We start from the raw sequence: 26,410 nt of genomic DNA, 5'->3' as shown, positions 1-26,410 counted from the left end.
ATGTTCCGGCTTGGAAACCTCTCTCGGTTCTTCTACCTGCACGTTCGTCGGATTGCTTCGGCGGAAGCCCGGTGCGCCGGTAATCTCGATGCAGCTCAGGGGTATCGGCCCGGACATCGAAAGTGTCCACGACCCTTTCGGTGCCGAATACCTATACGGTGCCAGGGTTTTCGAGGATAGCCCCTGCCGTCGCGGCTTCCGCCGATCCCGAGAACACAGGGGGTTTTTCGGGATCAGCGGGATCCGGCACGACCCGCCATGCGAATAGGTCTGGGTAGGCGGGCGTTGCACCTGACGGCACGGGCGCGCGGGCAGTAAATGACTGGAATGCCCGGCGATTCCACGGATACCGTGAAGCGCACAGCCGAATCGACAGGGAAAGGAGGTGTTGGCAATGAACGAACGTGACCAGGCGTTGGTGCTCGCGGGGATGTACCCGGAGCAGGGTGGGGAGCGGCCGGATTTGGTGGCGTGGCGGCGGCGTAATGCGCTGCGCCGGTCCAGTGCTGCGCAGCCCATTCCCAGTAAGCGGCAGTATCGGCGGAACCGGAAGCATAAGAATCAGGCTCAGGATTCATGAGGCGGGGCGGATCCGGTAGCGCGGTCGACTGACCTACGCCGAGATTCCGCCTCATCACAGAAGCTATAATCTGATGCGACCGGTTTGAGGTGCCGAGGTCCTGCGGGACCTCTGCGTCGGGTGATCTGTTCTCCTGCAGGATGATCAGCACCAGTGTGGTCCGCGTCGGTTGGATCTCCGTCGATGGGGAGTGCGGTGGCCATGTTGATCACGGCATGGTGCCCTGGACTGCTGCTGTCAGGCCGTCTCGGTCGAAGAGTCCACCCGCCGATCAGGTCGGCGGGCGCAGCGCCGCGAATTCGTCTGTGACGCGCAGGCCGGAGTCGGTGAAGCGGTAGACGGCGGCCGGGCGGCCGCCCGCGCGGCCGGGCGCGGCGGTGGCACCGGTGGGGGTGATCACCTTGCGGCGGCTGAGGACTCGTTGCAGGTTGGTGGTGTCGACGTCGTAACCAAGGGCGGCGCAATAGATTTCGCGCAGGGTCGACATGGTGAAGCGATCAGGGGCCAGCGCGAAGGCGATATTGGTGTAGGAGAGTTTCGCGGCCAAGCGGGTGCGGGCGTGGCCGACGACGGTGCCGTGGTCGAAGGACATGTGCCCGAGTGCGGAGACCGGGTGCCAAGCGGTATCGGGTGGTAGCTGCGGGTCTGCGGTCAGCGGGACGAGCCCGAGGTAGGCCGACGCGATGCGGCGCGGGTCTGGGACACGATCCGGGTCGCTGAACACCGACAGCTGTTCCAGGTGCGTCAGCTCGCGCACATCGACTTTCTCGGCTAGCTGACGCCGGACCGAGACGTCGAGGTCTTCGTCGTCGCGCAGGCGGCCGCCGGGCAGCGACCAGGTGCCCTTCTGCGGGTCGAGTGCGCGCTGCCACAGCAGCACCGCAAGTTCGGTCCGCTGATCGGGCGGGCGGCGCCGGATGACCTCGTCTGAGCGCTCTGCGGGGCCGGGACCTGCGGTGATGTCGGAGGGGAAGCGCCGAACCTGGAACACCGCGGTGAGCGATTCGTGGATGGTGTTACCATGGAGCATGTTTTCGATTATAAGTCGAAAACCTGGTTTGATGCGAATCGGCGGTATTGCCGAGCGCATGGAGGAAGGAGCCATCATGGCGACGATGGGAGCAAAGCTCGCAACCGCGCCTGGCGCCACGCTGATGGAGCAGGTCACCGACGGACCTTCGGGATTCACCGGAGTCGAGGGCACCCCGGACTGGGCGCGGGAGATCAAGCGACTCGCCCGCGAACGCAACGCCACGATTCTCGCGCACAATTACCAGCTGCCCGAGATCCAGGACGTGGCCGATTACGTCGGGGATTCGCTGGCGCTGTCCCGGATCGCGGCCGAGGCCCCCGAGGACACCATCGTGTTCTGCGGCGTGCACTTCATGGCGGAGACGGCGAAGATCCTCAGCCCCGAGAAGACCGTGCTCATCCCGGACCAGCGGGCAGGCTGTTCGCTCGCGGACTCCATCACCGCCGACGACTTGCGTGCCTGGAAGGCCGAGTTCCCGAATGCAGTGGTCGTGTCCTACGTGAACACCACGGCCGTGGTGAAGGCGCTCACCGACATCTGCTGCACCTCCTCGAACGCCGTCGACGTGGTCGCCTCCATCGACCCGGACCGCGAGGTGCTGTTCCTGCCGGACCAGTTCCTCGGTGCGCATGTCAAGCGGGTCACCGGCCGCGAGAACATGCACATCTGGGCGGGCGAATGCCACGTGCACGCCGGTATCAACGGTGACGAGCTGCAGGAGCAGGCCCGCACTCACCCGAACGCCGAGCTGTTCGTGCACCCCGAATGCGGTTGCGCCACTTCGGCGTTGTACCTCGCGGGCGAGGGCGCGTTCCCGGCCGACCGGGTGCACATCCTGTCCACCGGCGGCATGATCGATGCGGCCAAGAACGCCAAGTCCAGCCAGGTATTGGTGGCCACCGAGGTCGGTATGCTGCATCAGCTGCGAAAGGCCGCACCCGGCATCGACTTCCGGGCCGTCAACGACCGGGCGTCGTGCAAGTACATGAAGATGATCACCCCGGCCGCGCTGCTGCGCTGCCTGGTCGAGGGTCGCGACGAGGTGCACGTCGATCCGGAAACCGCCGCATTGGGCCGTGGTTCGGTGCAGCGGATGATCGAGATCGGCAATCCGGGCGGTGGGGAATGAGCGCCGCGCGGGCACTGTCTGCCAGAGATAGCCAGCTGAAAACGGCTGTGCTGGAACGTGGGCCGGTGTGCCCGGCCCGGATCGGCGGTGGGGAAATGATCACCATGCAGGCCGGATTCGGCGGTAGCGCGGTGATCGGCGAGGACGAGGCACGCATGCTCGCCCGGAGCGGTAGGGGCGCATGACCGCCGCACCGCCGCGGATCGATTGGGAGGCAGACGCCGACCTGGTCGTGATCGGCGGCGGTGTCGCAGGATTGACCGCGGCGCGGACCGCGGCGCTGCGCGGGTTGCGGGTACTCATCCTCAGCAAGGGCGGGGCGACCGACACTTCGACGCAGTACGCCCAGGGTGGGATCGCTGTCGTTGCGCCGCACCAGGATTCGGTCGAGTCACATGTTCAGGACACGGTGGAGGCCGGGGCCGGGCTGTGCGATGTCGAGGCGGCGCGGTCGATCGTCGAAGGCGGTCAAGCCGCCGTCGCTGCCCTGACCGATCTGGGTGCGGTATTCGATCTCGGTCGTGACGGCCAGATTTCGCGCACCCGCGAGGGCGGGCACAGCACGCGGCGGATTATTCATGCAGGCGGCGACGCCACCGGCGCCGAGGTGCAGCGTGCGCTGAACGCAGCCGGACTGCCGGTGTTGTTCGGCACCGCGGCACTGGAGATCGTCACAGGTCCCGGCGGTGTGCAGGGCGTCATCGCGGTGTCCGAGCGTGGATTCGGGGTTGTGCACGCACCCGCGGTGCTGCTTGCTACCGGCGGCCTCGGCCAGCTCTACGCGCTCAGCACCAACCCGCCGGGGGCGACCGCAGACGGGATCGCGCTGGCCCTGTGGGCCGGGGCGACGGTGACCGACCTCGAGTTCGTGCAATTCCATCCGACGGCGCTGTACACGCCGGGCGGCACGGGTCGCAGGCCGTTGATCAGCGAGGCGGTCCGCGGTGAGGGCGCGACACTGGTGGATTTCGAAGGCAATTCGGTGACCGCGGGTGTGCACCCGCGCGGCGACCTGGCGCCACGCGATGTGGTGTCGCGGGCCATTGGCGACCGGATGCGCGCCCTGGGAACCGACCACGTATACCTCGACGCTCGTTCCATCGACGACTTCCCGCAACGGTTTCCGACGATCACCGCCTCCTGCCTGGCGGCGGGCATCGACCCGCGCACCGATCTCATCCCGGTTGCCCCGGCCGCGCACTACCAATGCGGCGGGGTTGTCACCGACACACACGGACGCACGGCGGTTCCCGGCCTGTACGCCGCGGGCGAGGTGGCGCGCACCGGTCTGCACGGTGGCAACCGGTTGGCCTCGAACAGCCTGCTCGAGGGCCTCGTGGTCGGTGAACGGGCCGGGGTGGCGGCAGCCGAACGACTCGGTGAGGAAGTGCCGATCACGGAGATTCCACTGCGTTCGGTGCCGCGCGCCGATCGAACGCTGGTGCAGCAGTTGATGACCGCGCACGGTTCGGTCGTTCGGGACGCCGACGGTCTAGCGGATGCGGCACGCCAGCTGGAGAATGCGGTGCTGCAGCGATTGCCGAGGTCCGGCGGTGGATTCGGCCGTTCGGCAGTGCGTGACGATCCTGCGGAAACGGCGTCGACTCCGGATAGTGCTGCGGCGCAGCGCATCACCGCATTCGAGGATGCCTCACTGACGTTGGCCGCCCGGGTCCTCCTGCTCGCGGCGGCCGCCCGCACCGAAAGCCGAGGCTGTCACACGCGTTCCGACCACTCACACCCGACCGAGCGGCAGCGACACAGCGTCGCCTTCCGCCTGGGCTCGGAGGGCCAACCCGTCCCCGCGCCGGACGGATTCGCCGTCGCCGACCTATGGTCCCTGGACCCGCTACCGACCGCGTCATGACCCCACCCCACCTCCCACCCGCTGGTACCGGGCTCGCAGCGACAGACATCGGGCGCGAGTGGCACAAGGCTGCGGCGAACGCCGAGAAGCACTCTCGGTGGTGTGCCACTCGCGGGAACAGTTGTCGGGTGGATGTGCTGTCGAGCGCTGCTCGCGACGGTGGGGTGGCAGCGGGCGAGTGCACGGGTTCGGCGTGGGCCGTGCGGCGCGGTAGACAGACAGCGGCATCGGAGTCGGGCTCCGGTGCCTTGGACATCGCCCGCGAGTTGGTGCGGGCAAGCGAAGTAGGAGTGCACTGATGGCTCTCGATTCCGGACTCGAACGTGACGAGGTACTCGCGCTCATCCGTACCGCGCTGCACGAGGATCTGCGCTACGGGCCCGACATCACCACTGCGGCAACGGTTCCGGCGGACGCTGTGGTGAAAGCGTCGATGGTGTCCCGACAGCCGGGCACCGTCGCCGGACTGGATGTCGGGTTGCTCGTGCTCGACGAGGTACTCGGCGCGGGGAACTACGAACTCACCGACCGGGTCGTCGACGGAACGCGGGTGACGCCAGGGCAATCCGTGCTGGGGCTGGTCGCGCCGACGCGGGGGCTGCTCACCGCCGAACGCACCATGCTCAACCTGGTCTGCCATCTGTCCGGCATCGCCACCGCCACTGCCGCCTGGGTGGACGAGGTCGCCGGCACGAACTGCGAGATCCGCGACAGCCGTAAAACCCTGCCCGGCCTGCGCGCCCTGCAGAAGTACGCAGTCCGGGTCGGCGGGGGTGTCAACCACCGCATGGGCCTGGGCGACGCCGCCCTGATCAAGGACAACCACGTGGTCGCCGCCGGTTCGGTGGTCGAGGCCCTGCGCGCGGTCCGTGCATTGGCCCCCGATATCGCCTGCGAGGTCGAGGTGGACAGCCTCGAACAACTCGACGCCGTCCTCGCCGAAAACGTGGAACTCGTACTGCTGGACAACTTCCCACTCTGGCAGACCCAAGCCGCGGTCCAACGCCGCAAAACGAAGTCGCCGAACACCAAACTCGAATCCTCCGGCGGCCTCAGCCTCGACGCCGCCGCCGACTACGCCCGCACCGGCGTCGACTACCTGGCCGTGGGCGCTCTCACCCACTCGGTGCGGGCACTCGACCTCGGCCTGGATATGTAGCAGAACCGTCCGCGCGGCGGTTCGGTCGATGATGTTCGAACCGGGCCGCGCGGACGGCCGGCGGAATAGAGCCGAGCATGCTGAGCGGCATTGCGGCGCAGGCGGAAACCGACAGGCGCAGGCCCCGATGACGTCATGTGGCGTGCGGTGACGCGCCGAGCACGTCGGTAACGATTTCTTCCTCATCGTCGGGTCGGAAACCGTGCAGCTTCCGGCGGTCGTGGCGGTCGTCGACGTACAGCCGTCCGCGTAGCACTGCCAGATGCCGCGCCGGACACCGAGGAGGCGATGGGCCCGGTTGTAGGCTTCCTCGCGGCTCATCGCCTGTGCGGCAACCGCATCGATCAGGGCCTCGATCCGTTCGAGAAGGTCGAACAGCTGCGCGTCAGGGATCATGTGCCCCTTGTTCGGCAGACTGTCGCCGCCGTCGTGAATCGTTGCGCCGCACCGACAATGGATCTTCATTGCTCAGGCCGTGAGTTCGCGCTCGAGGGGCGTGCGGAAGCGGGGGATGGCGCGGATGTCGCCGAACCAGGTGGTGGTGCGGGCAGCTTCGGCTTCGATCATGGCCGTGGCGTCGGCGCCGACGTCTTCCAGCAGGCGGTAGACGATTTCGCCGTCTTTGCGTTGCGCCCAACCGCCGACGATGCGGCCGCTGTGCCAGATGGTGGGGCCGACGTTGCCGTTGCGGTCGAACAGGGTGGGGGCGTGCGGGCCCAGGTACCAGTCGCGGGATTGCCAGCCCATGGGGGTGGGGTCCAGGGCGGGCAGTAGGGCGACCCAGGGGTCGGGGGTGGGGACCGGTTCGAGGTCGTCGGCGAGCACGATGCCGGGGGTGCCGTCGAGGTCGACTTCGACGATGTCGAGTTGGGTGAGGGTCTTGCGGACCTCGGCCAGCGACCAGCCGGTCCACCATTTGAGGTCGGCGACCGGGGCGGGGCCGAAGGCGGACAACCACTTTCGGGCCAGCTCCGCGCGGGCGAGGTCGGCGGGGATCGTCGCGACGCCCTCGGGCAGCCAGGATTCCACTGGCGCCCAGGAGTATTGGCTGCTGGACCAGGAGCCGTTCGGGCGACCGCGCACGATGCGTCCTTCGACGCCGAGGATGACGAGCACCCAGGTGGTGATGCTGGTCGGCTTCGAATAGGACTTGTCCGGAGCGGGATTGACCTGCGTCCGCAGCCGCGGCACCTGCTTGCTCAGCTGGGCGCCGGTCGCGGCGCCGAGGGTAAGCAGCGCCTTGTGGGTCTCGTCTTCGACCTCGGCGAGCCAGTCGCGCGCATTGCCGTCGACCACGCCCGCCAGCTCGATGAACCTGCTGTAGGTGCGCCGCTGCTTCTCGGCCAGCGCGTCCGCGCACGATGCCTGCAGCACCGGCACCAGCTCCACCGGCGCGACGAACATGGTGCGCCGCATCGCCAGCATCCGCAGCAGCGTGCGGTCCTCGTAGAGCGCCTGCTCGACGTGCGCCGGGGTCGCGGTAAGGCTGCGCGCGCCGAGCGAGAGGAACACCGTGGCGGGATCGGTCGCGTGCAAGACGACGAGAGACCGGGCGATATCGGTCGCCTCGTCGGTGCGCGCGGTCGGCGCGAGCCGATGTCGGATCGCGAGCCGGGCCCGCCGCTGGGCCGCATCAATCGAACGCATAGGCGAAGCCTAGTTGCGAGGCGGAGGTTCTCGGCACTTCAGCCACCGGCTCTGTCGACGGAAGTCGGGCGGTAGAGTGCGGCGGCGATTCGGGCGAACGAGTGGATCAGTGGGCTGTGGTCGGCGCTGTTCCAGGCACCTGAATTTGCGTCACCCGGTGCTACGGCGCGACCGACGGCGAACTCGGCGGGACCGCGGCCGCAGCGCGGGGAGCATGCCGTGCGGGAACTCGACCGTCGCCGGGACGGATCGGCGGACTCGTGCCGTTTCGATATTGCGCCGGAACAGTCCGGGCATGCGTGTGGTTGCCTCGGGCAGACGAACATGAGGAGAGGTGCGATGACCAAGCCGAACGACCCCGCCTATCACTGGAACGGCGAAGAGCTGGACCTGGACGCCTACCTGGCCAGGATCGGCTTCGACGGCGACCGCAGCCCGAGTCCGACGACGCTGGGGGCGCTGGTGTACGCGCACACCACCACGATCCCCTTCGAAAATCTGGAGATCATCCTCGGCCGTTCCATCCCGCTGGATCTGGAGTCGTTGCAGGACAAGCTGATCCGGCAGCGCCGCGGCGGCTACTGCTACGAGAACGTCGGGTTGTTCGCGGCCGCGCTGGAGCGGCTCGGTTTCGGTGTCACCGGCATCAGCGGCCGCGTGACCATGGGCGCGGACGGCGGCCTGCGGCCCGCCACGCATGCCCTGCTGCGCGTGACGACCAGTGACGACGACCGAGTGTGGCTGTGCGACGTAGGTTTCGGTTCCGGCCCGCTCGAGCCGTACGAGCTGATCGAGGATCGCGGTGAGTTCGCCCTCGGGCAATGGCGATTCCGGCTCGAGCGCACCAGCGGCGAGCTGGACAGCGATCTGTGGGTGCTGCACCAGTTCGGCGGTGAGGGTTGGATCGATCGGTACACCTTCACGCTGAACCCGCAGTACCGGATCGATTTCGCGGTGGGCAATCACTTCGTGTCCACCTCGCCGCGTTCGCCGTTCACCACGCGGCCGTTCGTGCAGCGGTTCCTTCCTGAGGTCCACCACGTCCTGGACGGCACAACCCTGACCTCCGAACGTCCCGACGGGTCCAGCGATGTCCGCGAGCTGGAACCCGCTGAGCTGCCGGAAATCCTGTCGGAAATCTTCGACATCGACCTGACGGACGCCGACGCCGCAATGCTCGTCACAGCGCCCTGGAGCAAGGACTGACAGCGCCATGGAGAGCAAGGACTAGACGGTGACCGACGCGGTCGCAGGGCGAACACGGCCTACCCGGGTGTGCCGCCCGAGCCCGATACAGTCGGCTGGGTGCGCACTCACCGGATGCTCCTCGTCCTGTTCGCGGCGCTGGCCCTGGCGCTGACCGGCTGCAGTTCCGGCCCGGACCAGCCCGACACCGTCGCCGGACAATTCGCCGACGCACTGAACCACGACGACATCGCCGCGGCGGCGGCCTTGACCGACGACCCGACCAAGGCGTCGGACTCGCTGAAAGGGCTCTACGACGGCCTGGGCAAAGCGGTGAAGTTCGATGTCCGCTCGGCCGACAAGAATTCCTTCACCCTCGCCGCCTCCTGGAAGCTCGGCCCGGACGGTAAGAACGAGTGGACCTACACCACCACCGGCACCGCGAACGACACCGGCAACGGCTGGAAGGTCAAATGGGATCCGGCCGCCGTGGCTCCCGGCCTGGCCGCCGGTCCACTGACCTACGCGCCGGTCTATCCCAATCCCGCCCGCATCCTCGACGCGTCGGGCGGTGAACTGATGACCCAGCAGGTGGTGACGCTGGTGAATCTGAGCCCCGGCGCCGACACCACCGCGGTCGCCGGGCTGATCGGCCCACTGTCCTCAGGGATCACCGCCCAGTCGCTGCAGTCGGATCTCGCGGCGGCCCAAGGCAAATTCGTCACCGCTATCACGCTGCGCGCCAACGACATCGCGCCGATCCAGACCGCACTTGCCGCGATCCCCGATGTCACGCTCGCGCCGCAGACCCGGCTGCTGACCAACGACAAGGCACTCGCGTCCCCGACCCTGTCCGGGCTGGCGGATCTCTGGCAGAAATCAGCGGATGCGGCGGCCGGGTGGGCCGTACGCGCCCAAACATCCGATGGCACCCAGCGCATCGCCGGTCAGGACCCGCAACCGACCACCGATATCTCGACCACGCTGGACATCGGCCTGCAGCGTGCCGCCGAGGATGCGCTGACCCCGATCACCCAGCCCGCCACCATCGTCGCGCTGCAACCCTCCACCGGCAATGTGCTTGCCGTCGCCCAGAACGCCGCCGCCGACGGGCAGGGGCCGATCGCACTCACCGGTCTGTACCCGCCCGGTTCGACCTTCAAGACCGTCACGGTCTCCGCCGCACTGCAAGCGGGCACCGTCACGCCGGACACCGTGCTGCCGTGCCCGGGCGTCGCGGACATCGAGGGCCGCAAGATCCCCAACGATGACAACTTCGATCTCGGCCAGGTGCCGCTGCACACCGCCTTCGCGCGCTCGTGCAACACCACCATGGCGGGCTTAGCCGTGAAATTGCCGGCGGACGCGCTGACGAAAGCAGCCGCACAGCTCGGCCTCGGTGTCGACTACGTCACACCCGGCCTGACCACCGTCACCGGCAAGGTGCCGCCCGCCGATACCCCGGCCCAGCGCGTCGAGGCCGGCATCGGACAGGGCCAGGTGACGGCCTCGCCGTTCGGTATGGCGTTGGTCGCGGCGTCGCTCGCGCACGGCACGGTGCCCTCTCCCGCAATCGTGAAGGGCCAGCCCGGAGTTGCCGACCAGAAGCAGGAAGCCCTGCCGCCGACCATCGCTGACCAGGTGAAATCGATGATGCGCGAGACCATTACCGCGGGCACCGCGACCTCGTTGCGCGACATCCCCGGCCTGCTCGGCAAGACCGGTACCGCGGAATACATTGATGACAAGCACGCACACGGCTGGTTCGTCGGTATCGACGGGGATGTGGCGTTTGCCGTATTCATCAGCGACGCGGGCAGTTCGGGACCCGCGGTGGAGGCTGCGGGCCGTATGCTGCGAACGCAGCGATAGCCGTTGTCGCGGTGTGGCCGACGGATATGTCCCCGCTGCCGCATGCCCGGGTTTCCGGCCCGCTACACTCGTCCCGGAAACGCGTGAGTGATCAATACGCGGTATATCACGATTTCGAGAAGGTTCGGAGTAGGCGCCATCGATACCGGTCAGTTGATCGCGGAACACTACCGCCTGGTCGAGCGGATTGGTAGCGGCGGCACAGGTGTCGTCTGGCGTGCCATGGACGAACGGCTGCAGCGCTCGGTAGCGGTCAAGCAGATCCACATCCAGCCCAGCCTGCCCGCGGTGGACCGCGATGTCATGCGGCAGCGGGCGATCCGCGAGGCCCGCAATGCGGCCCGTTTCCAGCACCCGAACGCCATCGTGGTGTTCGACATCACCGAGCACGACGGCGATCCGTGTCTGGTCATGGAATACCTGAAGTCCCGCAGCCTGGCCGCGGTGATCTCCGCGCAGGGCATGCTGCCCTTGCCGCAGGTTTCCCGCATCGGCGAGCAGGTCGCCTCGGCGCTGATCGCCGCGCACCAGGCGGGGATCGTGCACCGCGACGTCAAGCCGGGCAATATCCTGCTCGACGACCACGGCACCGTGAAGATCACCGACTTCGGCATCTCCCGCGCCACGGGCGATGTCACCCTCACCGAGACCGGCCTGATCTGCGGCACCGCCGCCTATCTCGCGCCGGAATGCGCCCGCGGTGCCGACCCCACCCCGGCCTCGGATGTATTCGCCTTGGGCGCAACCCTTTTCCATGCGCTGGAGGGCGAACCGCCCTACGGTTCGAGCGCCAACCCGCTCGCGGTGCTGTACGCCGCGGCCAACGGCCAGGTAAGCGAACCGCGACACGCGGGACCGGCCACCGATTTCCTGCTGCAGCTGCTGAGCCCCGAACCCGAGGACCGGCCGACCATGCGCGCCGCGCGTGAACATCTCGCGGCGCTCGCGGACTCCGGTTCCACGCCGGTGCCCGCCGGATTCGTTCCTGCCAGCGAGGCTTTCGGCAGGCGGCACACCGGCGAGCCCGAATTGGCGACCCGCGCACTGCGTCACTCGGCGAACGCGTCGCCGCAGTACGCGCCTACCGAACGGCAGTCGCGTCCGGCGCCGCCGCGAAATACCGTGCAGCCACGCACCGCTGCCCATCCGAGAACCGCGGCGCATCCGCGAACGACGGCGCAGCCGGGGCCGGTGCCGCGTAAGTCGGGCGGCAAGCGCAAGGCCGTGCTGATCGGCGGATCGATCGGCGCTGTGGTGGTGGTGGTCGCCCTGCTGATCGGTGTGCTGAACCAGTCGAGTGGCAGCACCCCCTCGGTGCAGGCCAGTCCGCCGTCGGCGAGCACGCAGGCGGGCAGCATGAGCACTCCGGCCAACCCGGGCACGCTCGGTCAGACCGTCAGCGTCAGCACGGTCGACTGGGGACCGGCCGGGCAGCTGGTGGTGGACTTCTACAGCAACCCGGGTGGATCCTGGTCGTTGCTCACGCCCGCGGCGCAGAAGGTGTACGGCAGCGAGCAGGCTTTCCGGCAGTACTGGAGTTCCCGCACCATCGACACGTTCTCCAGCATCGACGCGCCCTCGGGCAAGAACAACGCGGACGGGTCCATCGATATGCGCCTGGGCAGTCTGACCGTCAACGGCCAGACCAAGGAGCTGATGCTGCGGATAATTGGCACCGGCGGCGGCAAGCTGCTCATCGACAGCGATACTCGCTGATAGAAGTGACCGCGCAGTCCTACCGCCGCCACCTTCATCGCGGTTTGCGGCCGTAACCGGCTGAGCGCGGTCGTTCGTGCGAATTCCCTTGTGCGCCCGCATGACTGCCGGTCGGGTCAGCCCGCCGTCGAATGTGTCGACGTCGCTGCCCAGGTCGCCAGCAGCCGCAAAGCGGTCGCGCTGGGCGAATTCGGCTCGGTGGTGTGCATGATCAGCGCCTGATCCGGGTCGTCGGGCAGTCGCAGCGTCTCGAAGCCCAGATCCAGCCTGCCCACCACCGGGTGCAGGTACACATACCGGCCGTGGGTTTTGTCCTCGAGGTCCATCGATCTTTCGGCTGCGGCATGTCGCACCGCGATTCGTTCGACAATGCCCGAACATCCGACGCGGGTCGCACGAATGTGCGCCCCTGGAATCGAGGAGGTTGGCAGGATGCAGCAGAATTCCGCGCTCACGCGGCTCGACGTTTTGATCGGCGAGTGGGAATCCGAGAGTCCGCAGTTTCCGGGGGCGAAGGGGCACACCACGCTCGAATGGATCGAGGACGGCGCCTTCGTACTGCTGCGTGACGCGGTACCCGAGCCCGCGCCCAGCGGTAGCTGGATCATCGGCGCGGACGACAACGAGCAGGGGTTGACCGTCTTGCATCATGACTTGCGCGGCGTCCACCGGGTCTACCGGATGGCGTTCGGCGACGGTTGCTGGCGAGTCTGGCGGGATGCGCCGGGTTTCTCGCAGCGTTTTACCGGAACCCTGGATCCCGATGGCGCCACGCTACTGGGTAGCTGGGAGAAGTCGGTGGACGGGGCGAGCTGGGAGCACGACTTCGACCTCATCTATCGACGGATTACCTAATCGGGGCGAGCATGGTCTCTATGCGGCGATCAACCGGTGGTGGTCGCCCGATAGGCTGGTGGCCGAACGAAAGCATTCGATCGACCAGCACAGACAGGACTGCACACCGAGATGACAAGCCGCATCGAGCTCGCCCGCGTTGATCTGCGCGGTCGCACTCCTTCCGCTGCCGAGTTGCGCATCGCGCTGCCGCGCGGAGGGGTCGACGTCGACTCGGTGCTGCATCAGGTGCGGCCGGTGGTGGAGGCGATCCGGTGTCGCGGTGTCGCGGCGGCGCTGGAATTCAGCGAGAAGTTCGACGGCGTGATCCCACCGAGCGTGCGGGTGCCCGTCGCCAAGCTCGATGCCGCGCTCGAAAACCTCGACCCCGCCGTGCGGGCCGCGCTCGAGGTCGCCATCGAACGCACCCGCAAGGTGCACGGGGATCAACGCCGCACCGACACCACCACCGAGGTGGTTCCCGGTGGTACGGTCACCGAGCGGTGGGTGCCGGTCGAGCGCGTCGGCCTCTATGTTCCCGGCGGCAATGCCGTCTACCCGTCCAGCGTCGTCATGAATGTGGTGCCCGCGCAGGCGGCTGGTGTCGAGTCCCTCGTCGTCGCGTCGCCGCCGCAGGCGCAGTTCGGCGGGCTGCCGCACCCGACGATCCTGGCGGCCGCGAAGCTGCTCGGTGTCGAGGAAGTGTGGGCGGTCGGCGGTGCGCAGGCGGTGGCGCTGCTGTCCTACGGCGGCCTCGATACCGATGGCGCCCAGCTCGAGCCGGTCGACCTGATCACCGGCCCGGGCAATATCTATGTGACCGCCGCCAAGCGACTGTGCCGCGGCCTGGTCGGGATCGACGCCGAAGCGGGGCCCACCGAGATCGCGATCCTCGCGGACGCGACCGCCGATCCGGTGCACGTCGCGGCCGATCTGATCAGCCAGGCCGAACACGATGTGCTCGCGGCCAGCGTGCTCGTCACCGACAGCGCCGAGTTCGCCGCCGCGGTCGACGCCGCGCTCACCACGCAGATGGCCGTGGTCAAGCACGCGCACCGAGTGTCGGAAGCCTTGCAGGGCAAGCAGTCCGGCACCGTGCTCGTCGACAATATCGACCAGGGTCTGCGCGTGGTGAATGCGTACGCGGCCGAACACCTGGAGATCCAGACCGCCGATGCCGCCGCCGTCGCGGCCCGAGTGCGCAGTGCCGGAGCGATTTTCGTCGGCCGGTACGCGCCGGTCAGCCTCGGCGACTACTGCGCGGGCTCCAATCACGTGCTGCCCACCGCCGGATGCGCCAGGCACTCCTCGGGTTTGAGCGTGCAGACCTTCCTGCGCGGCATCCACGTCGTCGAATACACCGAGGCGGCGTTGAAAGACGTTGCCGGACATGTGGTCGCGCTGGCCAATGCGGAGGATCTGCCCGCGCACGGTCAGGCCGTGCAGGCGCGATTCGAGGCGCTGTCATGACACCGGAAATCACCGTGCCCGGTTCCCAGGTGAGCCTGGACGACCTTCCGCTGCGCGAGAACCTGCGCGGCAAGAAGCCGTATGGCGCACCACAATTGACGGTGCCTGTGCAGCTGAACACCAACGAGAACCCGCACCCGCCGAGCCGGGCGCTGATCGATGATGTCGCCGAATCCATTCGCGCCGCGGCAGCCGATCTGCACCGCTACCCGGACCGGGACGCGGTGGCGCTGCGCTCGGATCTCGCCGCGTATCTCAGCGGCCAGACCGGCGTCGCGGTGGACACCGCCAACGTGTGGGCGGCAAACGGCTCCAACGAGATCCTGCAACAGCTGCTCCAGGCGTTCGGCGGACCCGGCCGCAGCGCACTGGGTTTCGTGCCCTCGTATTCGATGCACCCGATCATCTCCGAGGGCATCGACACCGAGTGGGTCGAGGCCGAGCGCAACGCGGACTTCTCCCTCGACATCGACTACGCGCTGGCCGCCATCGCCGAGCGCTCGCCGAACGTGGTGTTCGTGACAAGCCCGAACAACCCCACCGGACACAGCATTCCGCAGGACGACCTGGCGCGAATCCTGGCGGCGGCCCCCGGCATCGTGGTGGTGGACGAGGCGTACGGCGAGTTCTCCGCGCAACCGAGCGCGATCGGGCTGATCGATCGGTACCCGACCAAGCTCGTGGTGACCCGGACGATGAGCAAGGCCTTCGCCTTCGCGGGCGGCCGGCTCGGCTACCTGGTCGCCGCGCCCGCGGTGATCGACGCGATGCTGCTGGTGCGACTGCCCTATCACCTGTCGGTGGTCACCCAGGCCGCCGCGCGTGCGGCACTGCGGCACGCCGAGGAAACCCTCGCCAGCGTCGCCGAATTGGCCGCCCAGCGCGACCGGGTCGCGGCGGCGTTGCGCGACATGGGTTTCGAGGTGATCCCCAGTGACGCCAACTTCCTGCTGTTCGGCCGGTTCACCGACGCTGCCCGCACCTGGCAGCACTACCTGGACCAAGGCGTGCTGATCCGCGACGTCGGCCTTCCCGGCTACCTGCGCACCACCATCGGCCTGGCCGCCGAGAACGACGAACTCCTCCGCGTCAGTGCCGCGTTGGCCGGCGCCGACCTCACCCCCCGATGAACAAGCCCTCGGACCCGAACGTCACGTTCGGTGACTACAAAGAACCGAACGTGAGGTTCGGTCGCGCGAATGGAAGTGAGCATGAGTAGGACAGCGCGCGTGGAGCGGATCACCAAGGAATCCAGCATCGTTGTCGAGCTGGATCTGGACGGAACCGGCAAGACCGAGATCTCCACCGGTGTCCCGTTCTACGACCACATGCTCACCGCGCTCGGCACCCACGCCAGCTTCGACCTGACCGTGCGCGCCGAGGGCGATATCGAGATCGAGGCGCACCACACAGTGGAGGACACCGCGATCGTGTTAGGCCAGGCGCTGGGGCAGGCGCTCGGGGACAAGTCCGGTATCCGCCGCTTCGGTGACGCGTTCATCCCGATGGACGAGACCCTCGCGCATGCCGCGGTCGATGTGTCCGGGCGCCCCTACTGCGTGCACACCGGCGAACCGGATCACCTGCTGCACGCGGTGATTCCCGGCTCGCCCGTCTCCAGCCGCGGCGCGGCAGGCGCACCGTATTCCACCGTGCTGAACCGGCACGTCTTCGAGTCGATCGCGCTCAACGCCCGGATCGCGCTGCATGTGCGCGTGCTCTACGGCCGCGACCAGCACCACATCACCGAGGCCGAATTCAAGGCGGTGGCACGGGCTTTGCGCGCCGCCGTCGAATTCGACCCGCGAGTGCAGGGCGTGCCGTCGACGAAGGGGACACTGTGACAACGAGATCCGTCGCGCTGCTCGACTACGGCTCCGGCAACCTGCACTCCGCCGAGCGTGCCCTGGTGCGCGCGGGCGCGCAGGTCGAGGTCACCGCCGACCCCGAGGTCGCCCTGGCCGCCGATGGTCTGGTGGTGCCCGGTGTCGGCGCCTTCGCGGCCTGCATGGCGGGCCTGCGGAAAGTGCGCGGCGAGCGCATCATCGGCCAGCGCCTGGCCGGTGGCCGCCCCGTGCTCGGCATCTGCGTCGGCATGCAGATCCTGTTCGAACGCGGCGTCGAATTCGGCGTCGAAACCGACGGCTGCGCCGAATGGCCCGGCGTGGTCGAACGTCTTTCTGCCCCGGTCCTGCCGCACATGGGCTGGAACACCGTGTCAGCCCCGCACGACAGCACCCTGTTCGCAGGCATGGACGCAGACACCCGTTTCTACTTCGTGCACTCCTACGCCGCCCAAACCTGGGACCTCCCGCCCAGCGAACACCTCGCCGCCCCCAAGCTCACCTGGGCCGAACACGGCGTCCCCTTCCTCGCCGCGGTAGAAAACGGCCCCCTCGCCGCCACCCAATTCCACCCGGAAAAATCCGGCGACGCGGGCGCCCACCTCCTCCGCAACTGGGTGCAGTCGCTGTAGGCGAAATCGCTGACGCACGAAACCCCCGCCCCGAGTGGGAGTTTCGCCATTTCCGCCAGCTTCCGGGCTCAGCGTTCAACTGAGTTACGGGCGGGTGCCGGTGGACCAGAGCGGCGTGGTCTCGACCCGGGACAGCCGCCAGCCCTCGGCGGTGCGGACCGCGACGAAATGGTAGATCTCGCCGAGGGTGAACTCGGGTTCCGGCGCGGTCCTTGTCTCGGTGGTGGTGGCCGGGGCGAAGGTGGCGATGAGGTTCGCTCGGACGTCTGCGGCGTCGCCGCGCAGATCGGGCACTCGCCATCTCGAGGAGCTCGACCGTCGACTGGAGGCCGCCCAGGACGAGCTCCTTGCCGCGCTCTCGACGACCGAGCGACGCGAGTTCGTCCAGCTGCTGACCCGGATCCTCGACGATCACTCACGCGGTTGATCGGACGTCGCGGGCGTGGTGGTCGGTCTGCTTACTTCCGGGTCGGGCGATTTTGCTTGCCCACGATCGAGGCTCCCTTCTCGCCGCCCGGCATTGTCCAACCCGTGCACGATAGGGCCACCGGCCGACAACGCGCGCGGTACCTATGTCGCCATGACTCGCCATTCCGGGAATCCGAACCATCGGTGGCACGGGGCACAGGACTACCTGCGCGGCCTCCACTCCGCAACCGAACGCTCGGTTCGCGCGGACGTCGCCGCGGATCCTCGATGATCGCCAACACGGGTGGCCGACACCGCATATCCGCAGGCCGGAGGTGGGGCGCGTGGAGCGAGCTACTAAGCTGCTGGCGTGAGTCTTGTGCTGCTGCCTGCTGTCGATGTCGCCAATGGAGAGGCCGTGCGCCTGGTACAAGGGGAGGCGGGCAGTGAAACCAGCTACGGCTCCCCCCGCGACGCGGCACTGGCATGGCAGCAGGCCGGCGCCGAGTGGGTGCATCTGGTGGACCTCGATGCGGCGTTCGGCCGCGGCTCTAACCGCGAACTGCTCGCCGAGGTCGTCGGCGAGCTGGACGTACAGGTGGAGCTGTCCGGTGGCATCCGCGACGACGAGTCCCTCGAGGCCGCGCTCGGCACCGGCTGCGCCAGGGTGAACCTCGGCACCGCCGCGCTGGAGGACCCGCAGTGGTGTGCCCGCGCGCTCGCCAAGTACGGCGACCGCATCGCGGTCGGCCTGGACGTGCGCATGATCGACGGCGAGCACCGGCTGCGCGGCCGCGGCTGGGTCAGCGACGGCGGCGACCTGTGGGAGGTGCTGGAGCGCCTGGAGCGGGACGGCTGCACCCGCTACGTGGTCACCGACGTGACCAAGGACGGCACCCTCACCGGCCCCAACCTCGACCTGCTGCGCGAGGTCTGCGCCGCCACCGACGCGCCGGTCATCGCCTCTGGTGGCGTGTCCACCATCGAGGACCTGATCGCGATCGCCGAACTGGTGCCCGAGGGCGTCGAGGGCTCGATTGTCGGTAAGGCGCTGTACGCGGGCCGCTTCACGCTGCCCGAGGCGCTGGCCGCGGTGCGCTGAAACCCGATGCCTGCCAACAGCTCCGACCTAGCCGCCCTGCTCGCCATCGCGAGCGACATCCTCGACGCCGCGAGCCCGCGATTCGTCGAGGGCGTCGGCGCGCCCAGCGCGGTCGCCAAGGGCCGCAACGACTTCGCGACCGAATTCGATCTGGAGCTGGAACGCACCATCTCGGCGAAGCTCGAGCAGCAGACCGGAATCGAGGTGCACGGCGAGGAATTCGGCGGACCGCAGCTCACCTCCGGCACCGCGTGGGTGCTCGACCCGATCGACGGCACCTTCAATTACTCGTCCGGACACCCACTTTCGGGCATGCTGCTCGCGCTGGTGCGCGACGGTGACCCGGTGCTCGGGCTGACCTGGCTGCCGGTGCTCGGCCAGCGGTATGCCGCCATGGCCGGTGGCCCGGTGCTGCTCGACGGAAAGCCGTTGCCGCCGTTGCCGCAAAGCAAGCTGGGCGAGGCCATGATCGGCTTCGGCGCGTTCAATGTGGATTCCGCCGGGCGTATCCCCGGCCGTTTCCGTTTCGACCTGCTCGGCCCGCTGAGCAGGCTGTCCTCGCGGGTGCGCATGCACGGCTCCACCGGCATCGACCTCGCCTACACCGCGTCGGGCGTGCTCGGCGGCGCGATCGTCTTCGGACACCATCCGTGGGACAACGCCGCCGGCGTCGCGCTGGTGCGGGCCGCGGGCGGTGTGGTGACCGATCTGGCGGGTGCGCCGTGGACCATCACCTCGGGTTCGGTGCTGGCCGCCGCGCCGGGAGTGCACGAAGAGCTCCTGGACATGATCTGCACGGTCGCCAAAGAAGCATGAGCAGCAGGACAAGCAGGATTCGAAGAAGGGTGAGCCGATGACGTTGGCCGTACGCGTGATTCCGTGTCTGGACGTCGACGCGGGCCGAGTGGTCAAGGGCGTCAACTTCGAGAACCTGCGCGACGCGGGCGATCCCGTCGAACTGGCCGCCGCCTACGACCTCCAGGGCGCCGACGAACTGACCTTCCTCGACGTCTCCGCCTCCACCGGCGACCGCGGCACCATGATCGATGTGGTGACCCGCACCGCCGAGCAGATCTTCATCCCGCTCACCGTCGGCGGCGGCGTGCGCACCGTCGAGGACGTCGACCGGCTGCTGCGCGCGGGCGCGGACAAGGTCTCGGTCAACACCGCCGCCATCGCCAGGCCGGAGGTGCTGCGCGAGATGTCAGAGCGGTTCGGTTCCCAATGCATCGTGCTGTCCGTCGATGCCCGCACCGTGCCGCACGGCCAACCCGACACCCCGTCCGGCTGGGAGGTCACCACGCACGGCGGCAAGCGCGGCACCGGCATCGACGCCGTCGAATGGGCCGTGCGCGGCGCCGAACTCGGCGTCGGCGAGATCCTGCTCAACTCGATGGATGCCGACGGCACCAAGGCGGGCTTCGACCTGCCGATGATCCGCGCGGTGCGCGCCGCGGTGACGGTGCCGGTGATCGCCAGCGGCGGCGCGGGCGCGGTCGAGCACTTCGCCCCTGCCGTGCACGCGGGCGCGGACGCGGTGCTGGCCGCCAGCGTGTTCCACTTCGGCGACCTGAGTATTCCGCAGGTCAAGCGCGCGATGCGCGAGGAAAAGATCATCGTCCGGTAGGTCCGGCGACCTGGCTGCGGGTGGTGCCTCGAGCTAGGGTGCTGCTCGACCGGTGTTGCGATGGGAGGGGCGTGCTGCACGACGGCGAGGTGTTCGCCGGTTACCGCATCGAGCGCGTACTCGGCCGCAGCGGCATGGGTTAGGTGTATCTGGCCAGGCATCCTCGACTGCCCCGATCGATGGCGCTGTAGCGAATCCAGGAATGCGCGCCGATGACCCGCCGTTGCACGAGGGATGACCATTGGAATCGCGTTGTCCCCCTTCGCCCTCGACGCCACCGACAATGCCGTCGACGCCGCCGTCGCATACGGCCGCGAGGCCGTCGACGTCGGGCTGAGCTCGGTATGGTTCGGCCAAACGTTCAGCCACGACAGCATCGCGGTGGCAGGCATCCTCGGCCGCGAGGTCCCCGAACTCGAGGTGGGCACCTCGGCGGTGCCGATCACGGGACGGCATCCGCTGCTCATCTCCAGTCAGGCGCAGACCGCCCAGGCGGCGGCGCACGGCCGGTTCACGCTCGGCCTCGCTCTCGGCACGCAGGCCCACGCGCAGGCGGCCTTCGGCGTTTCCCATGATCGGCCGATCACCCGGCTGCGCGAGTTCCTCACCGCGCTGCGCAGCCTGCTGGACACCGGCGCGGTCGATTTCCATGCTGAAACCCTCACTGCCGCAACGCCGTTGCCAGGCGCCGTCGCAGGAGCGAAGCCGTCGGTTCCGGTGTTGGTCGCCGCCATGGGCCCACAGGCATTGCGCGTGACCGGTGAGCTCGCCGACGGCACCCTGCCATTTCTGGTCGGCCCACAGGCGTTGTCGCGCCACATCGTCGCGCCGATCAACGAGGCGGCCGAGCGGGCCGGTCGGCCCCGGCCGCGCATCACGGTCCTCGTCCCCGGTGTGGTCACCGCGGATGTCGAGGCGGCGCGGAAAGCCGCGGTCGCGCAGATGGGGTTCTACGACGAAATCCCTTCGTACCAGCGGATAATCGAGCTGTCGGGTGTATCGAGTGCCGCCGATCTGGCGGTGATCGGCGACGAGCAGACCATCGCGGCCCGTGTCGCCGAATATTTCGAAGCCGGCGCCACCGACGTCGTACTCTCCCAGACCGACCTGACCACCGTCGCCGACCGGCAGCGGACCTGGCAGCTGGTCGGCGAGCTGAACCTCGCACGCACGTCCTGACCCGCAGCCCGCGGCCCGACCGCCGCGGGCACACCCCCTGTATAACGGTGGAATGACTCTCGACCCCGCTATCGCCGCCCGGCTCAAGCGCAACGACGCCGGACTCGTCTCCGCCGTCGCGCAGGAGCGCGGCACCGGCGATGTGCTGATGGTCGCCTGGATGGACGACGAGGCGCTGGCTCGCACGCTGGAGACCCGGAAGGCGACCTACTATTCGCGCTCGCGCCAGCAGTACTGGGTCAAGGGCGAGACCTCCGGCCACACCCAGTACGTGCACGAGGTCCGCCTCGACTGCGACGGCGACACCATTCTCCTGGTCGTCGACCAAGAGGGGGCCGCCTGCCACACGGGCACCCACACCTGCTTCGACTCGGATCTCCTGCTCGCCGACAACGTCTGAGCTCGTCGGCACACCACGGGGAAAGCTGTTCGGGCAGTTGTAAGTTCGCGGTATGTCGCGGGGTTCTACGCCTGAGGCGGATCCTCGGTTCGGTCCTGCGCCGCCGTCGGGCCGTCGGAGTTGGTCAGGGCATCGGTGACCCGGACGGCGAGGACATCGCTGAGATCGGCCAGCTGCGCCTTCTGCCCGGCGTCCAGGCCGTCGAAGACCAGGCGGCGCACCGCGTCCAGGTAGCCGGGAGCTGCCTCGACGACCTTCGAGTAGCCGTCGTCGGTGAGCACGGCCTGCACGCCGCGCCGCCCGGTAGTTGCTGAGCGTTGCGCCCAGCCCATGCGCTCCATCTTCGAAACGACATGCGAAAGACGCGATAGCGATGCATTTGCTTTGTGGGCCAGCTCACTCATCTGCAGTCGATGACCAGGTTCTTCCGAGAGCAGCGTCAATACACAGTACTCGAAATGCGTCACGCCGGACTCGCGCTGCAGTTGGGTATCCAAAGCGCCTGGTAGGCGGGTCATGAGCGCCACGATCGCACGCCAAGCTCGTTGTTCGACGGGGTCGAGCCACTTCGTCACTGGTTGCCTTCTTTCAAGCCAAGTGACGTTGATTTTGGTTAGCGAGCCTAGCGATCATTGAAATTCATGTTCACAGTCACTTGCGACAATGAGTTTGCCACGACTTCGCTCGACCGTCATGAAGTTGCTGTGTGTCGTGAGCTCACTCATACACTGTCGTGGCGTGTCGCGGTCGTTTCCGACGTCATCTTCGGCGACTGCGGTGCGACTGCCGACGGCGTAGCCTGAGTCATCGGCTTCGCCGGATGCTTGCGCCGCCACCCGTGCCGCAGTACGACGAAGACCACGAGCAGAAACATGATGGCCGCGGCGATGGCGCCCACCAGTGACGCACCACGGAAAGCCGGCGCGTCGACATCGAGAATCCGCTGGCCCGCATGCGCGGCGTTATTGCCGCCGAGCACGATGCTCAGCGTCATAAGGTTCGGGATCGCGATAAGCACCGCCAGCACCCCGGCGCCGCCCGCGATCACCTTGCCCGCGCGCCGCCGCCACACCAGTGCCGCCAGTAGCAGCAGGAAAAGCGGTATGGCAGTGCACAATCCGCCGTAGACCAGACCCCAGCCGATGCCCTTGCTGAAGCTGCCGTGCACCATCGCCGCGATGCGCTGCGCCCACCAGCGGGGGATGAACGCGGCCAGGATGAAATAGGCGACGACCAGGGCGGCGATGACCGCCACCCCGCCGAGGATCCGCGTGCGCCACGTGGCCAACGTGGATTTCTGACCGTCCGGCCGACCCACAGTCGAAGTCATGGATTCAGCGTAGGCCGGGTGACCGGCAGGCACGCGATCATCGACCCGGCGTTTTGATACGGCCGTCTCGGATGGGTTCTACTTCGCGTGCTCGCGCAGGAACTTCAGCGCCTCGTCGGCATGCACGTTCGCGCGCAGCTCACCGGTGACGACCTTGCGCACGGTGCGGTCGGGATCGATGACGAACGTCTGCCGCTTCACCGGCGCGAGCTTGCCGAGCAGGCCGCGCTTGACGCCGAACTGCGCGGCGACCGTGCCATCGCTATCGGAGAGCAGGGGATAGCCGAGATTCTGTTTGGACGCGAACCCGGCCTGAGTGTCGACCGCATCCGTGCTGATGCCGACGCAGGAGGCGCCGAGCGCCGCGAACTCGGCTGCCAGATCGCGGAAGTGACAGGCCTCCGCCGTGCAGACCGGGGTGTTCGCGGCGGGATAGAAGAACAGCACCACCGGACCGTCTGCGAGCAAGGCGTCGAGCGAGCGGGGCGTGCCGGACTGATCGGGAAGCTCGAATTGCGGTGCGAGCCGGCCTGTCTGCATGATACTGGACAGTACCGGGCGAATGCCGCGCCCGGTATCAGCCACGGGAGGGGCTACACGCCGATGAGCGCGGCGACCTCGGGGTTCTTGATCTCCATGACATCGAGAATGCCGTGTGCGCGCAGGAACGGCTTCAGTTCCTTGATGCGGTCGCTGTAGTGATGCCCACCACAGCATGATCAGCCGCGTCCGAACCGGACGCGCTGTTTCTGATTGCCGCGCGGCGCTGTGGACGGCGCTCGTAGGACTCGCGTGTTGTGGTTGCGTCGGTGGTGAGTTGTCCCTGTGGTGCTTGCGTCGGTGGTCAGAGTCACGCCCTGTGGTGGTCGCCTGTATCGGTGTCAGTGCGACCTGGGATGATGGTGCAATGCCTGGCGCGTCGACTCCCACCACCACGACCCGCGAACAGTTCCATCTGCTGGCCGCGGAGCATCGGGTGGTCCCGGTGACCCGAAAGGTGCTGGCGGACTCCGAAACTCCGCTGTCGGCCTATCGCAAGCTGGCCGCCGATCGGGCCGGGACCTTCCTGTTCGAGTCCGCGGAGAACGGGCGGTCCTGGTCGCGGTGGTCTTTCATCGGCGCCGGCAGCCCGTCGGCGCTGACCGTCGTCGACGGCGAGGCCGCCTGGCTCGGCAACATTCCGGTCGACGCCCCCTCCGGCGGTGATCCGCTGGTGGCGCTGCGCGAGACCCTGCAACTGCTGCGGACCGAACGGCTGCCCGGCCTGCCCCCGCTGACCGGCGGTATGGTCGGCTACCTCGGCTATGACGCGGTGCGCCGGATCGAGCGGCTGCCCACCCTGACGCTGGATGATCTGCAACTGCCGGAAATGTTGCTGCTGCTGGCCACCGATCTCGCGGCATTCGATCACCACGAGGGCGCGATCACCCTCATCGCCAACGCGGTCAACTGGAACGGCACCGCCGAGCGGGTCGACGAAGCCTACGACGACGCGGTGGCCCGGCTGGACCGGATGACAAGCGCGTTGGCCGCGCCATCGGAGTCGACCGTGTCGGTCTTCGACCAGCCCGAGCCGCAGTACACGCGCGGGCGCACCACCGAGGAGTTCGGCGCCGGGGTGCGCCGCCTGGTCAAGGAGATCGAAGCGGGCGAGGCATTCCAGGTGGTGCTTTCGCAGCGCTTCGAGATGGACTACGACGGCGCACCGCTTGATCTGTACCGGATGCTGCGCGCCTCGAACCCGAGCCCGTACATGTATCTGATGCACATTCCCGACGGCGACGGCGGCACCGCGTTCTCCATCGTCGGCTCCAGCCCGGAATCCCTGGTGACCGTGAAAGAGGGTGTGGCGACGACACATCCGATCGCGGGCACCCGCTGGCGCGGCGTCACCGAGGAGGACGACCTGCTGCTGGAGAAGGGGCTGCTTGCCGACGAGAAGGAGAACGCCGAGCACCTCATGCTCGTCGACCTCGGCCGCAACGACCTGGGTCGGGTGTGCCAGCCGGGCACGGTACGGGTCACCGAGTACCGGCATATCGAGCGCTACAGCCACGTGATGCATCTGGTGTCGACGGTGTCGGGCCGACTTGCCGCAGGAAAGATCGCGCTGGACGCGGTGCGCGCTTGCTTCCCCGCGGGCACGCTGTCCGGCGCACCGAAGGTGCGGGCGATGGAACTCATCGAGGAACTCGAGCCCACCCGCCGCGGCGTCTACGGTGGCGTCGTCGGATACCTCGACTTCGCCGGCGACGCGGACACCGCGATCGCCATTCGCACCGCGCTGCTCAAAGACGGCACCGCCTACGTCCAAGCCGGCGCGGGCGTCGTCGCGGATTCCGATGCGGACTACGAGGACGTCGAATCCCGCAACAAGGCGATGGCGGTGCTGCGGGCGATCGCGGCCGCGCGGACGGTCCGGGCCTATGGCGCGGAATCGGGAAGCGAGAACGGCAGCGCGGAATGACGGAAGCGGAAGGATCGGGTCCCGACCTTGGCACCTCGGCGAGATGCGGGGCGACGTCGGAGCAGTCGAACGATGCGTCTTCGGCGAGTACGGGCGCTCGCCGCAAGTACCCCGTCGGCGCGATCGTGCTGCTGGCTGTCGCGGCGGCAGCGCTGTGGGGCTCGTCGCGGATGACCTGGGCGACGGTGTCGTCCACCGACGGGCTCACCGAGCCACGGACCGACCACCTCGACGGCGGGGTCTGGTTCGGGGCGCTGACGCCCCTGGCGCTGGTGCTGCTTGCCGCCATCGCGGCGGTGCTGGCGACCCGCGGCTGGCTGCGGCGGATGTTCGGGGTGCTGATCGGCTTGGTCGCCGCGGTGACCGCCGTACCCGCCTTCGCACTGCTGACCAAGTCCGGCGCGACCGCAGCGCGCGCCGCCACCCTGGCCGAGCTACCGGGTCGCGCAACGGTGACCGAGGTGGTCACGGCGCCCTTCCCCGCTGTGCTGGCGTTGGCGGGCGCGCTGGCCGCGTTTACGGCGGCTGTGCTGCTTGCCCGGATGCCGGAGGACTCCGCGCGACTGACCGGCAAATACGACAACCCGGTGTTCCGACGGGCCGCCGCCACCGAGGAGGTGGCGCAGCGACGCACCGAAGAGGCTGTGGGCGGCGCGAATTCGGCCACCGGGCAAATCTCCGAGCGGGTGCTGTGGGACGCGCTGGACGCGGGCACCGACCCGACCGAGGAGGCGGCGCGATCGCGCGGCACCGCCGCGCAACCGGGCGACGATGATCAGGGCAAACGTGCCCGCTGAGGAATCCGGGCAGGTCCAGGCAAGCCCCGGCGCACCTGCGCCGCAAGCAGCCATTTATTCTTTGTCAGCATCGGTGAGACAGCGCCTGGGGGATTTCTCAGGCAGCATGTTGCGTCTCCCCAGAAAGGATTC

27 protein-coding genes are annotated in these 26,410 nt (G+C 68.2%); 20 read left to right on the top strand and 7 right to left on the bottom strand.

Annotated features, from left to right (window positions below):
* The first annotated feature begins 394 nt into the window (after window positions 1-394).
* Window positions 395-580 (top strand): hypothetical protein, encoded by a 186-nt coding sequence (locus ACV7NQ_RS02510; RefSeq protein ID WP_463358105.1) that lies wholly within the window; start codon window positions 395-397, stop codon window positions 578-580.
* Window positions 581-851: 271 nt separating this feature from the next.
* Here the strand turns inward: ACV7NQ_RS02510 and ACV7NQ_RS02505 are convergent, their stop codons facing one another.
* Entirely contained in the window at window positions 852-1,610 is a 759-nt protein-coding gene (locus ACV7NQ_RS02505; protein WP_463358104.1) for an NUDIX hydrolase, read from the bottom strand.
* A gap of 124 nt (window positions 1,611-1,734) precedes the next feature.
* Here ACV7NQ_RS02505 and nadA point away from each other — a divergent pair, with 124 nt between their 5' ends.
* The 4 genes from nadA (at window position 1,735) to nadC (ending at window position 5,768) form a co-directional block, all read left to right on the top strand.
* Entirely contained in the window at window positions 1,735-2,742 is a 1,008-nt protein-coding gene (nadA, locus tag ACV7NQ_RS02500) for a quinolinate synthase NadA (RefSeq protein ID WP_463365506.1), read from the top strand.
* The gene (locus ACV7NQ_RS02495; RefSeq protein ID WP_463358103.1) at window positions 2,739-2,927 is read left to right on the top strand and encodes a hypothetical protein; all 189 of its coding nucleotides are present in this window, start codon (window positions 2,739-2,741) and stop codon (window positions 2,925-2,927) included. The genes nadA and ACV7NQ_RS02495 overlap by 4 nt, the downstream gene beginning before the upstream one ends.
* Window positions 2,924-4,609, top strand: coding sequence for an L-aspartate oxidase (locus ACV7NQ_RS02490; protein WP_463358102.1), 1,686 nt, complete (start codon window positions 2,924-2,926; stop codon window positions 4,607-4,609). The genes ACV7NQ_RS02495 and ACV7NQ_RS02490 overlap by 4 nt, the downstream gene beginning before the upstream one ends.
* A 298-nt stretch (window positions 4,610-4,907) precedes the next feature.
* On the top strand, window positions 4,908-5,768 hold the full coding sequence (gene nadC, locus ACV7NQ_RS02485) for a carboxylating nicotinate-nucleotide diphosphorylase (protein WP_463358101.1): 861 nt from the start codon (window positions 4,908-4,910) through the stop codon (window positions 5,766-5,768).
* Between the two features lie 468 nt (window positions 5,769-6,236).
* On the opposite strand, the gene ACV7NQ_RS02480 is transcribed toward nadC, so the two are convergent.
* Window positions 6,237-7,415 carry a winged helix DNA-binding domain-containing protein gene (locus ACV7NQ_RS02480; RefSeq protein ID WP_463358100.1) on the bottom strand — a complete coding sequence of 393 codons (1,179 nt, stop codon included), beginning with the start codon at window positions 7,413-7,415 and terminating at the stop codon, window positions 6,237-6,239.
* A 339-nt stretch (window positions 7,416-7,754) separates the two neighbouring features.
* On the opposite strand from ACV7NQ_RS02480, the gene ACV7NQ_RS02475 reads away from it, so the two are divergent.
* From ACV7NQ_RS02475 to ACV7NQ_RS02465, 3 genes are all read left to right on the top strand, one after another.
* Window positions 7,755-8,621, top strand: a complete 867-nt coding sequence (locus tag ACV7NQ_RS02475) for an arylamine N-acetyltransferase family protein (RefSeq protein WP_463358099.1) — start codon at window positions 7,755-7,757, stop codon at window positions 8,619-8,621.
* Window positions 8,622-8,735: 114 nt separating this feature from the next.
* The gene (locus ACV7NQ_RS02470; RefSeq protein ID WP_463365505.1) at window positions 8,736-10,472 is read left to right on the top strand and encodes a penicillin-binding transpeptidase domain-containing protein; all 1,737 of its coding nucleotides are present in this window, start codon (window positions 8,736-8,738) and stop codon (window positions 10,470-10,472) included.
* Window positions 10,473-10,559: 87 nt separating this feature from the next.
* Complete coding sequence (locus ACV7NQ_RS02465) at window positions 10,560-12,188, top strand: serine/threonine-protein kinase (protein WP_463358098.1); 1,629 nt, start codon at window positions 10,560-10,562, stop codon at window positions 12,186-12,188.
* A gap of 116 nt (window positions 12,189-12,304) precedes the next feature.
* On the opposite strand, the gene ACV7NQ_RS02460 is transcribed toward ACV7NQ_RS02465, so the two are convergent.
* Window positions 12,305-12,541: an MmyB family transcriptional regulator gene (locus ACV7NQ_RS02460; RefSeq protein WP_463358097.1), complete on the bottom strand. Its 237-nt coding sequence runs from the start codon at window positions 12,539-12,541 to the stop codon at window positions 12,305-12,307.
* A gap of 79 nt (window positions 12,542-12,620) precedes the next feature.
* Here ACV7NQ_RS02460 and ACV7NQ_RS02455 point away from each other — a divergent pair, with 79 nt between their 5' ends.
* The 5 genes from ACV7NQ_RS02455 to hisH all read left to right on the top strand — a co-directional run bounded on the left by ACV7NQ_RS02455 (window position 12,621) and on the right by hisH (window position 16,968).
* On the top strand, window positions 12,621-13,043 hold the full coding sequence (locus ACV7NQ_RS02455) for a hypothetical protein (RefSeq protein ID WP_463358096.1): 423 nt from the start codon (window positions 12,621-12,623) through the stop codon (window positions 13,041-13,043).
* Window positions 13,044-13,154: 111 nt separating this feature from the next.
* Window positions 13,155-14,492, top strand: a complete 1,338-nt coding sequence (gene hisD / locus ACV7NQ_RS02450) for a histidinol dehydrogenase (protein ID WP_463358095.1) — start codon at window positions 13,155-13,157, stop codon at window positions 14,490-14,492.
* Window positions 14,489-15,622 (top strand): histidinol-phosphate transaminase, encoded by a 1,134-nt coding sequence (locus tag ACV7NQ_RS02445; RefSeq protein WP_463358094.1) that lies wholly within the window; start codon window positions 14,489-14,491, stop codon window positions 15,620-15,622. The genes hisD and ACV7NQ_RS02445 overlap by 4 nt, the downstream gene beginning before the upstream one ends.
* A gap of 81 nt (window positions 15,623-15,703) precedes the next feature.
* Entirely contained in the window at window positions 15,704-16,336 is a 633-nt protein-coding gene (gene hisB / locus ACV7NQ_RS02440) for an imidazoleglycerol-phosphate dehydratase HisB (protein ID WP_463358093.1), read from the top strand.
* Complete coding sequence (gene hisH, locus ACV7NQ_RS02435) at window positions 16,333-16,968, top strand: imidazole glycerol phosphate synthase subunit HisH (RefSeq protein ID WP_463358092.1); 636 nt, start codon at window positions 16,333-16,335, stop codon at window positions 16,966-16,968. The genes hisB and hisH overlap by 4 nt, the downstream gene beginning before the upstream one ends.
* Window positions 16,969-17,052: 84 nt before the next feature.
* Here the strand turns inward: hisH and ACV7NQ_RS02430 are convergent, their stop codons facing one another.
* A complete protein-coding gene (locus tag ACV7NQ_RS02430) occupies window positions 17,053-17,262 on the bottom strand; it encodes a nuclear transport factor 2 family protein (RefSeq protein WP_463358091.1) in 210 nt (69 codons plus the stop codon).
* Window positions 17,263-17,746: 484 nt separating this feature from the next.
* On the opposite strand from ACV7NQ_RS02430, the gene priA reads away from it, so the two are divergent.
* The 5 genes from priA to hisI all read left to right on the top strand — a co-directional run bounded on the left by priA (window position 17,747) and on the right by hisI (window position 21,684).
* The gene (gene priA, locus ACV7NQ_RS02425; RefSeq protein WP_463358090.1) at window positions 17,747-18,478 is read left to right on the top strand and encodes a bifunctional 1-(5-phosphoribosyl)-5-((5-phosphoribosylamino)methylideneamino)imidazole-4-carboxamide isomerase/phosphoribosylanthranilate isomerase PriA; all 732 of its coding nucleotides are present in this window, start codon (window positions 17,747-17,749) and stop codon (window positions 18,476-18,478) included.
* A gap of 6 nt (window positions 18,479-18,484) precedes the next feature.
* The gene (locus ACV7NQ_RS02420; RefSeq protein ID WP_463358089.1) at window positions 18,485-19,294 is read left to right on the top strand and encodes an inositol monophosphatase family protein; all 810 of its coding nucleotides are present in this window, start codon (window positions 18,485-18,487) and stop codon (window positions 19,292-19,294) included.
* 37 nt (window positions 19,295-19,331) lie between these two features.
* Window positions 19,332-20,105 (top strand): imidazole glycerol phosphate synthase subunit HisF, encoded by a 774-nt coding sequence (gene hisF / locus ACV7NQ_RS02415; protein ID WP_463358088.1) that lies wholly within the window; start codon window positions 19,332-19,334, stop codon window positions 20,103-20,105.
* Window positions 20,106-20,339: 234 nt separating this feature from the next.
* Window positions 20,340-21,284: a TIGR03564 family F420-dependent LLM class oxidoreductase gene (locus ACV7NQ_RS02410; protein ID WP_463358087.1), complete on the top strand. Its 945-nt coding sequence runs from the start codon at window positions 20,340-20,342 to the stop codon at window positions 21,282-21,284.
* A 52-nt stretch (window positions 21,285-21,336) separates the two neighbouring features.
* Window positions 21,337-21,684 carry a phosphoribosyl-AMP cyclohydrolase gene (gene hisI, locus ACV7NQ_RS02405; RefSeq protein ID WP_463358086.1) on the top strand — a complete coding sequence of 116 codons (348 nt, stop codon included), beginning with the start codon at window positions 21,337-21,339 and terminating at the stop codon, window positions 21,682-21,684.
* 65 nt (window positions 21,685-21,749) lie between these two features.
* Here hisI and ACV7NQ_RS02400 read toward each other — a convergent pair whose 3' ends face one another.
* From ACV7NQ_RS02400 to ACV7NQ_RS02390, 3 genes are all read right to left on the bottom strand, one after another.
* On the bottom strand, window positions 21,750-22,259 hold the full coding sequence (locus ACV7NQ_RS02400) for a MarR family winged helix-turn-helix transcriptional regulator (RefSeq protein ID WP_463358085.1): 510 nt from the start codon (window positions 22,257-22,259) through the stop codon (window positions 21,750-21,752).
* Window positions 22,260-22,405: 146 nt separating this feature from the next.
* Window positions 22,406-23,014, bottom strand: a complete 609-nt coding sequence (locus tag ACV7NQ_RS02395; RefSeq protein ID WP_463358084.1) for a permease — start codon at window positions 23,012-23,014, stop codon at window positions 22,406-22,408.
* Window positions 23,015-23,092: 78 nt separating this feature from the next.
* On the bottom strand, window positions 23,093-23,554 hold the full coding sequence (locus ACV7NQ_RS02390; protein ID WP_463365504.1) for a peroxiredoxin: 462 nt from the start codon (window positions 23,552-23,554) through the stop codon (window positions 23,093-23,095).
* A 367-nt stretch (window positions 23,555-23,921) separates the two neighbouring features.
* On the opposite strand from ACV7NQ_RS02390, the gene ACV7NQ_RS02385 reads away from it, so the two are divergent.
* Both ACV7NQ_RS02385 and ACV7NQ_RS02380 read left to right on the top strand, forming a co-directional pair.
* Window positions 23,922-25,481, top strand: coding sequence for an anthranilate synthase component I (locus ACV7NQ_RS02385; protein ID WP_463358083.1), 1,560 nt, complete (start codon window positions 23,922-23,924; stop codon window positions 25,479-25,481).
* Window positions 25,478-26,278 carry a TIGR02234 family membrane protein gene (locus ACV7NQ_RS02380; RefSeq protein WP_463358082.1) on the top strand — a complete coding sequence of 267 codons (801 nt, stop codon included), beginning with the start codon at window positions 25,478-25,480 and terminating at the stop codon, window positions 26,276-26,278. The genes ACV7NQ_RS02385 and ACV7NQ_RS02380 overlap by 4 nt, the downstream gene beginning before the upstream one ends.
* Window positions 26,279-26,410: the final 132 nt, after the last annotated feature.

The organism is Nocardia sp. Tas62D01, from assembly GCF_055232035.1.
This window is presented reverse-complemented; position numbering and strand designations above follow the sequence as displayed.